Origin of the sequence: Geomicrobium sp. JCM 19037, from assembly GCF_000698105.1 — a bacterium.
Taxonomy (GTDB): domain Bacteria; phylum Bacillota; class Bacilli; order Bacillales; family Marinococcaceae; genus Geomicrobium_A.
This window is the reverse complement of record NZ_BAWZ01000039.1, coordinates 35318-42952: the sequence shown is the minus strand read 5'-3', so window position 1 is coordinate 42952 and position 7635 is coordinate 35318. Positions and strand designations below refer to the sequence as shown.

Genomic DNA, 7635 nt, shown 5'->3' with positions numbered 1-7635 from the left:
CACAAAAATAGAGCCCTGCGCAATTCTGTTCCGTACAAGGGTTCTGTCCGGCACAAAAATAGAGCCCTGCGCAATTCTGTTCCGTACAAGGTTCTGTCCGACACAAAAATAGAGCCTCGCGCCGTTCTGTTCCGTGCAGAGGGGCTAAGTTGCGTGTGGCGCCCCCAAACTCATGTGCAACGTGTCTGTTTTATGAGGCCTACACTTTGCTTCTTTATGAAATTCGCTCTCATAAAAAAACACGCACGGCGCGTGCCGTGCGTGAGAATGCTTTATTTACCTGGTTGGCCGTTCTTTTCAAAGATTTGATCGACAAGACCGTAGTCTTTTGCAGCGTCTGCTGTCATGAAGTTATCACGATCGGTATCTTTTTGAATGACTTCAAGAGGTTGACCTGTACGCTCAGAAAGAATGGTGTTGAGCTTTTCACGCATTTCAATAATGCGACGAGCATGAATCTCGATATCAGAAGCTTGACCTTGTGTACCACCGAGTGGTTGGTGAATCATGATTTCACTGTTTGGCAGTGCAAAGCGTTGGCCTTTTTCTCCAGCAGCAAGCAAGAATGCACCCATTGAAGCAGCCATACCGATGCAAATTGTGGATACCTTCGGCGTAATGTATTGCATTGTATCGTAAATGGCCATACCGGCAGTAATTGAGCCGCCGGGACTGTTAATGTATAAAGAGATGTCTTTATCTGGGTCCTCAGCTTGTAGGAAAAGCATTTGCGCAACGATTGAGTTTGCTACGTTATCATCAACGCCAGACCCAAGCATAATAATGCGGTCTTTCAACAAGCGCGAATAAATATCATACGCACGCTCTCCGCGATTTGTTTGTTCAATAACTGTAGGAATTAAGTTCATCATCAAACCTCCCTTGGAATATCTGCATATATCTTACCGCATTGGTCAATAAAGGTCAAATGAAAATGTCCGATTCAACACATGCACTCTTATATGATTTCCGAAATGCGTGTGATTCAAACGCATCTAGCGTGATTTCTTAATGTAGCGTATAATAATTGTAACGTTCATTATTTAGACATATTTTATTAGAGGGGGCGGCGTGTAGTGAACTTGGAGATGGGATTGTTTCAACAACAGACAATGAAACTTGTCATGACGCAGCAACTTCGCCAAGCCATCTCGCTGTTGCAGTACTCATCGCTCGAATTGTCAGAATACATTGAGGAACAGGCATTAGAGAACCCACTACTCGAAGTAATTGACTCCAAACGAGACGAGCCAATCGCTTACGATGCACCCGTCATGTGGCAAGACCGGGAAGACGGTGGTGGCGAAATGAGAGAAAGAGATTCTTATCTTGAACAAATTAAAGCAAGTGGTGAAGAACTCACGACGATGTTGTTTGATCAGCTTCAGCATCAAGATGTGTCCACACAAGTATACGATCAGGTAACATACTTGATATACAATGTAGATGAACAAGGATATTTACGAATCGGAGATTGGAACGGCGCTTCAGAAGTTGGAATGAGTGAGACAGATTATGCGAATGCTCTCTACATCTTGCAAGGGTTTGAACCTGTAGGTATTGGCGCAAGATCACTTGCGGAATCGTTGCTTTTGCAACTGCAATCACTTCCTGAAGAGCATGCGCTAGCTGAAGTAATCGTCGAGCATCATTTGCAAACGTTTGCTGAAAAGAAATGGAAGCGGTTAAGTGAAGAACTTGGCGTGACGCTACAAGAGCTGCAAAGCGTTCAAGACTGCATTTCAAGCCTTAAGCCTTGGCCAGCCCAAGGGGTAGGTGGAGAGAGCCCGAAGTTTATCTCACCCGACGTATATGTGGAGTGGCAAGACGGAAGGTGGGCCGTTCAGCTTAATGATGAGTCGTTGCCTCGCATTCGGATGAACAAGCAGTACCGTAACCTCCTCGAAAAGAAAAATCAATCTGATCAAGAAGCGGTGGAATACGCCCATCAGAAGTATAAGCAACTCGTTTGGCTTTTAAAAAGCATTGATCAACGTCAGCAGACGGTTCGACTTGTGACAGAGGCAATTGTTGATTTCCAGCAGGAGTTTCTTTCTTCAGGTAACTTAAAGCCGATGACGCTTCGCGACGTTGCGGAACGAGCGGACGTGCATGAATCGACAGTGTCAAGGACAACAACAGCCAAGTACATGCAAACACCGAAAGGGTGCTTCGAGTTAAAGGCATTCTTTAGTAAAGGATTGGCAAACACTGGTGGCGATGAAACGTCTTCAACAGTTCTTAAGCAAGCGATTAGACAATGGATTAATGAAGAAGATAAAATGAAGCCATTATCCGACCAAAAGATTACGGACCGGTTTCATACAGAACAAGGTGTGAAAGTTTCTAGACGCGCAGTAGCGAAATATCGCGACGAGCTAAAGATTCCCGCATCATCAAAAAGAAAGCGATTTGCGTAAAGGTCGGTGCTTGCACCGACTTTTGCGCGGAAAAGGAGTCTCGCAACATGAAAAACATACTCATGCACACACTTATACTCATCGTATTTACACTTATGCTAGTCGGAGATTCCTTTCCAGAGATCCCGATCATCGGCGGCGTTTCCATTGTGATTTGGTTCATCGCAATTATTGTTATCTATTTTATCATGTTCAAAGTTAAAGCGATTGACACGAGTGATCCGTTATACCGATTTAAGACGCAACTTGTGTTAACGGTATACGTTGTAGGCCTTATTTTCTTCCTCGATGTGATTGGCGGCCAATCACAAATGGGCATTTCACCAGAAAATGAAATCTTTTGGCTCATCGTTTTTGTGTCTGTCATTGACCTCGTTTTCCAATGGCGCCGGGTTAAACGGTTAAACGAGCAAACTGAAAAATAAGCTTACAGATTGAGCATCGATGCGAGCCATTCATCAGCTACAACCGAAAGAACAGCGACGACAATGGAGAGTGTAATGACAGCAACGCTTACGTAATACGTTGCAGCTGCTTTTGAGTCTTCAAAGGATACAATGGCTGTTGCAGTTAATTGGCTGCTAAGGAGGTGGATCCTAGCCACGAAAGACCAGCCACGCCGTAACGGTCGTAGAATTTCTTGAACTTCGGATTTCGTTTTTTAGGTGGGCGGTCAGGGTTCTTAAATCGGTTGATGAACAGCCGGATTTGGCTTCCGAGAAAAACAAACACGACAACACTTAATAGGTTGCCAGCAATGGCAACCGCTGTTGCGATAATAGGGTTTAGATTAAAGATGATAATGCCTGTTGGGATTGAAATGATAAATTCCGAAAATGGAAGGGTACTTAAGGCAAAAACGATAATATATTCAAGCAAGGTTGACATAAGAACCGCCTTTTTTGGTCATTTGACTTATAATGTTTATTTTAATACATTTGTATTAATAAAATCAAGAGGATGGATTTGTTGTGCCGAAAGTAGTAGACCACTATGAACGTAAGAAAATAATTGCTGAAGCATGTATTCGTATGATTGACAAAACAGGAGTTGAAAAAACGACGCTAAGGGAGATTGCACGTGAAGTCGGGTATTCTCTCGGTTCTGTTCAATATTACTTTCCGAAGCAAGAGGACTTGTTTTCGTTCACAATTCAAATGCTGTACGAAAGAACGGCTGAGCGGATTAACAATGTTGTATTGGAAGGGAATACGACGATTGAGAATGCTGTAAGCATGCTTACCCAGTACGTGCAAATTGAAAACGAAGAGCAACGAATCGAAAATAATGTGTGGGTAAAATTCGTACTCGTTTCTGAAAAGCAACGGGAGTATAAGGAAATGAAGGACCGATATGTAGCGATGTGCTACCGGTTTGTCGAGGACGCTTTGAACATGCTAGAAGCGGGTCACTGTCTCGCGGATGGCGAGTCTAAGCAGTCTGAATTGGAAAACTTGACGATTTTTATGAATGGTATTGTATTTCATACGATTATTTTCCCTGAAAGTTACGATGAGGACCACGTAAAAAAACAGATTCGGTCCTATTTGGACAGAATCTGCCGACCGTAGAAATAATACATCGAAAGCGGCCACCATATGAACACGAAGATGGGATAAACTGCCCACAGCTCTTGAGGTGACGTGACGAGGTTCACTACGATAAAGAAGAGAGCTAATAAACCTGACATGACGAATGCGTACAAGACCGGACGCCGAACGAACTGAACGGTCATTGGCCACCAGAGTAAAGCAAATACGGGAAAGATTGCCCACGGAAAGCGGTCCTCCCACCCGATGTTGAGCCCGATGTAGTAGAGTGAAATGATGAAGAAACAGACCCAAGCCATGAGTGATGTTTTAAATGTACGTGGAAACCAAGCGGAAATCGGCCATACAAATATCGGGAGCGCATACAGAACCCATGCATAGTGTGGGGTTTCGATGCTGTTAATTAACGCTAAAGTAATGAATATGAGCGCACTACCGGTGATGCTATACGTGCGATATGGCAAGTGGCTAAGTGGCCAAAGAAGTAGTAGCAACAACAAGAACGGTGACCAAGTGAGTGAAGGCGAGAGAAGCAGGTCCAAAGCGACGGCCACGCAAGCAATGATTGCCGTCGCTAACATGACTGGAAGCCATTCAGAGCGTCGCATCGGTTACTCCTCTCCTGTTCGTTTATACACAAACGTCATGGCTAGTGGCCACCAAAGAATGGCGAACGTCGGAAAGATGAACCAAATCGTGTTCGGTGTGTAATAGAAATTGATAAAGATGAAAAGCAAAATGATTAACGCACTTCCCCATAATGAAAAGTATAAGTTTAACTTTGCTCGGTGCTTTCTTGACGTCTCTTTAGACTCAGGATGTTTCATCCGCAAGTCCTCTTTTAACTCTTCAGCGTCACCGAACTCGACAATCGCTTTATTAATGGCGTCCTCCCTCGATTTACCTGTTTGCACAAGATCGTGCACTTTTTCAGTCAAATTCTCCGTAATTTCCTCAATCAGAACTTCTTTTTCCTCTGAGTGGTGAATATCACGAAACAATGACTCGACGTGTGCTCGAATACGGTTCATCTCGATCCCTCCATGAATTGATCCACAATTTCTTTCATTTCAACCCATTCCTTTTGCATTTCTGTTCGATAGGCTTTCCCTAGTGGGGTAATTCGATAATACTTTCGTTTTCCTCCATGAGATTCTGTCCCTAAGTAAGATTCAATCAGTTCTTTTTTTCAAGACGTTGAAATGCTGCATAGAGTGTCGCTTCTTTTATTACGAAACGTTCTGACGTGCGTGTGCGAATTTCTTTGGAGATCTCATACCCGTATCGGTCATGCTCAGCGATCAAGGTCAGAATAATGCTGTCGAGGTGTCCCCGCAGTAGATCGCTTCGTACCATGCATAACACTCCTTTCATGTCCTCTATCTGATAGAGTAATCATACGCAAAATTACTCTGTCTGTCAAAGTAATATTTTAAAACAGAATCATTTGTAAAAACGGGCGAGGTCCGTTATAATATAATTATCGACTTAGCGGGAACGAAAATGTCAACGCGGGACATAATCGATCCCGATAAGGAAGAGTGAAACAATATGAATATGTTAACGATGCTAGAATGGCAACAAAAGCTTCAACCTGACGTGATTGAGTCACTCGTTCACCGGTATGATTTGCTGCGATTCATCCAAATTAGCCAACCTGTCGGTCGAAGAGCGCTCGGTGCTGAGATGAACGTATCTGAACGAATCTTAAGACGAGAAGTGGATTTGCTCAAGGAGCAACGGCTTCTCAATGTGGAGTCTTCAGGTATGCGTTTGACAGAAGAAGGGAATTCTTTATTGCATGCTTTAGAGCCAAGCATTCAGGCGTTAACGGGTCGAGCGGCGTTGCAAGAACAACTTGAGCGAGCGTTGAACGTGCGTCGAGTGATTGTCACTTCTGGAGATAGCGATCAGCAATCTTGGGTGAAAAAAGAGATGAGCCGTGCATGTGTGGAAGAGATGATCCACACGTTACGTGATGGGGATGTTGTTGCAGTCGCTGGAGGAACAACGCTTGCGACGTTAGCGGCTTCAGTGTATCCGCATGAACGTTTGAAAGGTGTCACATTTGTTCCTGCACGAGGTGGGTTAGGTGAAAATGTTGAGCTTCAAGCGAACACGATTAGTGCGGAGCTTGCAAAGCAAGCAGAAGCGAACTACCGTTTGTTGCACGTGCCTGACCAACTTAGTGAGACCGCTTATGATTCACTCATTGAAGAACCGGGTATACGAGAGTTGCTACAGTTAATTCGTTCGCCACGAATGGTTATTCATAGTGTAGGAGATGCCATGACGATGGCAACGAGAAGAAGTGCAGATCCGGGTAAGCTCACCGGTCTCGCTGAGCAACATGCACAATCTGAAGCTTTTGGGTATTACTTTGATCAAGAAGGACAGATTGTTCATAAAGAACGAACCATCGGTCTACAACTTCAAGATTTGAATAAAGACCAACAGGTCATAACGATTGCCGGCGGTCAGTCAAAGGCGAGAGCAATTGCTTCCTATATGACACACCGGCCAAGTGATTTGCTTATTACCGATGAAGGTGCAGCGAAAGCTGTACTGCAAACATTAGAGGAGGAATTATAGATGACAACGAAAATTGGAATTAACGGATTTGGTCGTATTGGACGTTTGGTTTTCAGAGCTTCACTCAATAATCCTGATGTAGAAGTGGTGGCCGTTAACGATCTCACGGATGCCGATATGCTTCGCCATCTCTTAAAGTACGACACCGTACACGGAACATTCGCATCAGAAGTAGAAGTGGACGGAGACAGCCTCGTTGTAGGCGGTAAATCCATTGCCATTTCTTCTGAAAAAGATCCTGCTCAAATCGGTTGGGACAAGTATGGTGTAGATGTTGTTGTGGAATCAACAGGACGCTTTACGTCGAAAGAAGATGCGAATAAGCATATCGAAGGTGGCGCAAAGCGTGTCGTAATTTCGGCACCAGGAAAAGATGTTGACGCGACGTTTGTACTTGGGGTGAATCATGAAACGTACAATCCAGAAGAACACTATGTCGTTTCTAATGCGTCGTGTACAACAAACTGTCTCGCTCCTTTAGCAAAAGCACTTCACGATAAGTTCGGCATTCGTCGCGGGATCATGAACACGGTCCACTCGTATACGAACGATCAGCAAATCCTTGATTTGCCACACAAAGACTATCGCCGTGCTCGTGCAGCAGCGGAGAACATTATTCCGACATCAACGGGAGCTGCGAAAGCTGTAGCGCTCGTGCTACCTGAACTTGAAGGGAAACTTAACGGAGCGGCGATGCGTGTGCCGACGCCGAATGTTTCTCTCGTCGATCTCGTTGCAGAATTGAATGAAGATGTGACGGAAGAACAAGTGAATGCAGCACTAAAAGAACTCTCCGAAGGAGAACTTAAAGGTATTCTTGGTTACAGTGAAGAAGAGCTTGTATCCAGTGACTATAACGGCAGTACGCTTTCTTCAACCGTTGATGCACAGTCTACGATGGTGATGGAAGGCAATATGGTGAAGGTTATTTCGTGGTATGACAATGAATACGGGTATTCCAATCGTGTGATTGATCTTGTCGCTCATATGGCCAAGATTGGGTTATAATAATACAGGTAAAGGGAAAAGGGAGAAACGGATGCGTTTGCTCCCTTATTTCTCGTTTGAAGGAG

At 44.3% G+C, this 7635-nt stretch carries 10 protein-coding genes and 1 pseudogene; 5 read left to right on the top strand and 6 right to left on the bottom strand.

Annotated features, from left to right (window positions below; all coding sequences use genetic code 11):
- Positions 1 to 272: 272 nt before the first annotated feature.
- Positions 273 to 869, bottom strand: a complete 597-nt coding sequence (clpP, locus tag JCM19037_RS18110; protein WP_042403517.1) for an ATP-dependent Clp endopeptidase proteolytic subunit ClpP — start codon at positions 867 to 869, stop codon at positions 273 to 275.
- Positions 870 to 1076: 207 nt separating this feature from the next.
- Here clpP and rpoN point away from each other — a divergent pair, with 207 nt between their 5' ends.
- The gene (gene rpoN / locus JCM19037_RS18105; protein WP_042403515.1) at positions 1077 to 2420 is read left to right on the top strand and encodes an RNA polymerase factor sigma-54; all 1344 of its coding nucleotides are present in this window, start codon (positions 1077 to 1079) and stop codon (positions 2418 to 2420) included.
- 47 nt (positions 2421 to 2467) lie between these two features.
- Positions 2468 to 2845 carry a hypothetical protein gene (locus JCM19037_RS18100; RefSeq protein WP_042403513.1) on the top strand — a complete coding sequence of 126 codons (378 nt, stop codon included), beginning with the start codon at positions 2468 to 2470 and terminating at the stop codon, positions 2843 to 2845.
- A 2-nt stretch (positions 2846 to 2847) separates the two neighbouring features.
- Here JCM19037_RS18100 and JCM19037_RS26010 read toward each other — a convergent pair whose 3' ends face one another.
- Together JCM19037_RS26010 and JCM19037_RS18095 are read right to left on the bottom strand one after the other, a co-directional pair.
- The gene (locus tag JCM19037_RS26010) at positions 2848 to 3024 is read right to left on the bottom strand and encodes a hypothetical protein (protein WP_193744804.1); all 177 of its coding nucleotides are present in this window, start codon (positions 3022 to 3024) and stop codon (positions 2848 to 2850) included.
- Positions 2991 to 3308, bottom strand: coding sequence for a hypothetical protein (locus JCM19037_RS18095; RefSeq protein ID WP_042403511.1), 318 nt, complete (start codon positions 3306 to 3308; stop codon positions 2991 to 2993). Before JCM19037_RS18095 ends, JCM19037_RS26010 begins: the two co-directional genes overlap by 34 nt.
- A gap of 83 nt (positions 3309 to 3391) precedes the next feature.
- Between JCM19037_RS18095 and JCM19037_RS18090 the strand changes: the two genes are divergently transcribed.
- Complete coding sequence (locus tag JCM19037_RS18090; RefSeq protein ID WP_042403509.1) at positions 3392 to 3991, top strand: TetR/AcrR family transcriptional regulator; 600 nt, start codon at positions 3392 to 3394, stop codon at positions 3989 to 3991.
- Here the strand turns inward: JCM19037_RS18090 and JCM19037_RS18085 are convergent.
- From JCM19037_RS18085 to JCM19037_RS18075, 3 genes and pseudogenes are all read right to left on the bottom strand, one after another.
- Positions 3964 to 4578: a hypothetical protein gene (locus tag JCM19037_RS18085; protein WP_052364038.1), complete on the bottom strand. Its 615-nt coding sequence runs from the start codon at positions 4576 to 4578 to the stop codon at positions 3964 to 3966. The two genes, JCM19037_RS18090 and JCM19037_RS18085, sit on opposite strands and share 28 nt — an antisense overlap.
- A gap of 3 nt (positions 4579 to 4581) precedes the next feature.
- Positions 4582 to 5001 carry a permease prefix domain 1-containing protein gene (locus JCM19037_RS18080; protein WP_042403507.1) on the bottom strand — a complete coding sequence of 140 codons (420 nt, stop codon included), beginning with the start codon at positions 4999 to 5001 and terminating at the stop codon, positions 4582 to 4584.
- Positions 4998 to 5326 (bottom strand): annotated as a pseudogene (locus tag JCM19037_RS18075) (PadR family transcriptional regulator). Before JCM19037_RS18075 ends, JCM19037_RS18080 begins: the two are co-directional and overlap by 4 nt.
- Before the next feature lie 201 nt (positions 5327 to 5527).
- Here JCM19037_RS18075 and JCM19037_RS18070 point away from each other — a divergent pair.
- Both JCM19037_RS18070 and gap read left to right on the top strand, forming a co-directional pair.
- Positions 5528 to 6562 carry a sugar-binding transcriptional regulator gene (locus tag JCM19037_RS18070; protein ID WP_042403524.1) on the top strand — a complete coding sequence of 345 codons (1035 nt, stop codon included), beginning with the start codon at positions 5528 to 5530 and terminating at the stop codon, positions 6560 to 6562.
- The gene (gene gap, locus JCM19037_RS18065; protein ID WP_042403502.1) at positions 6563 to 7570 is read left to right on the top strand and encodes a type I glyceraldehyde-3-phosphate dehydrogenase; all 1008 of its coding nucleotides are present in this window, start codon (positions 6563 to 6565) and stop codon (positions 7568 to 7570) included.
- The last annotated feature ends 65 nt before the right edge of the window (positions 7571 to 7635 follow it).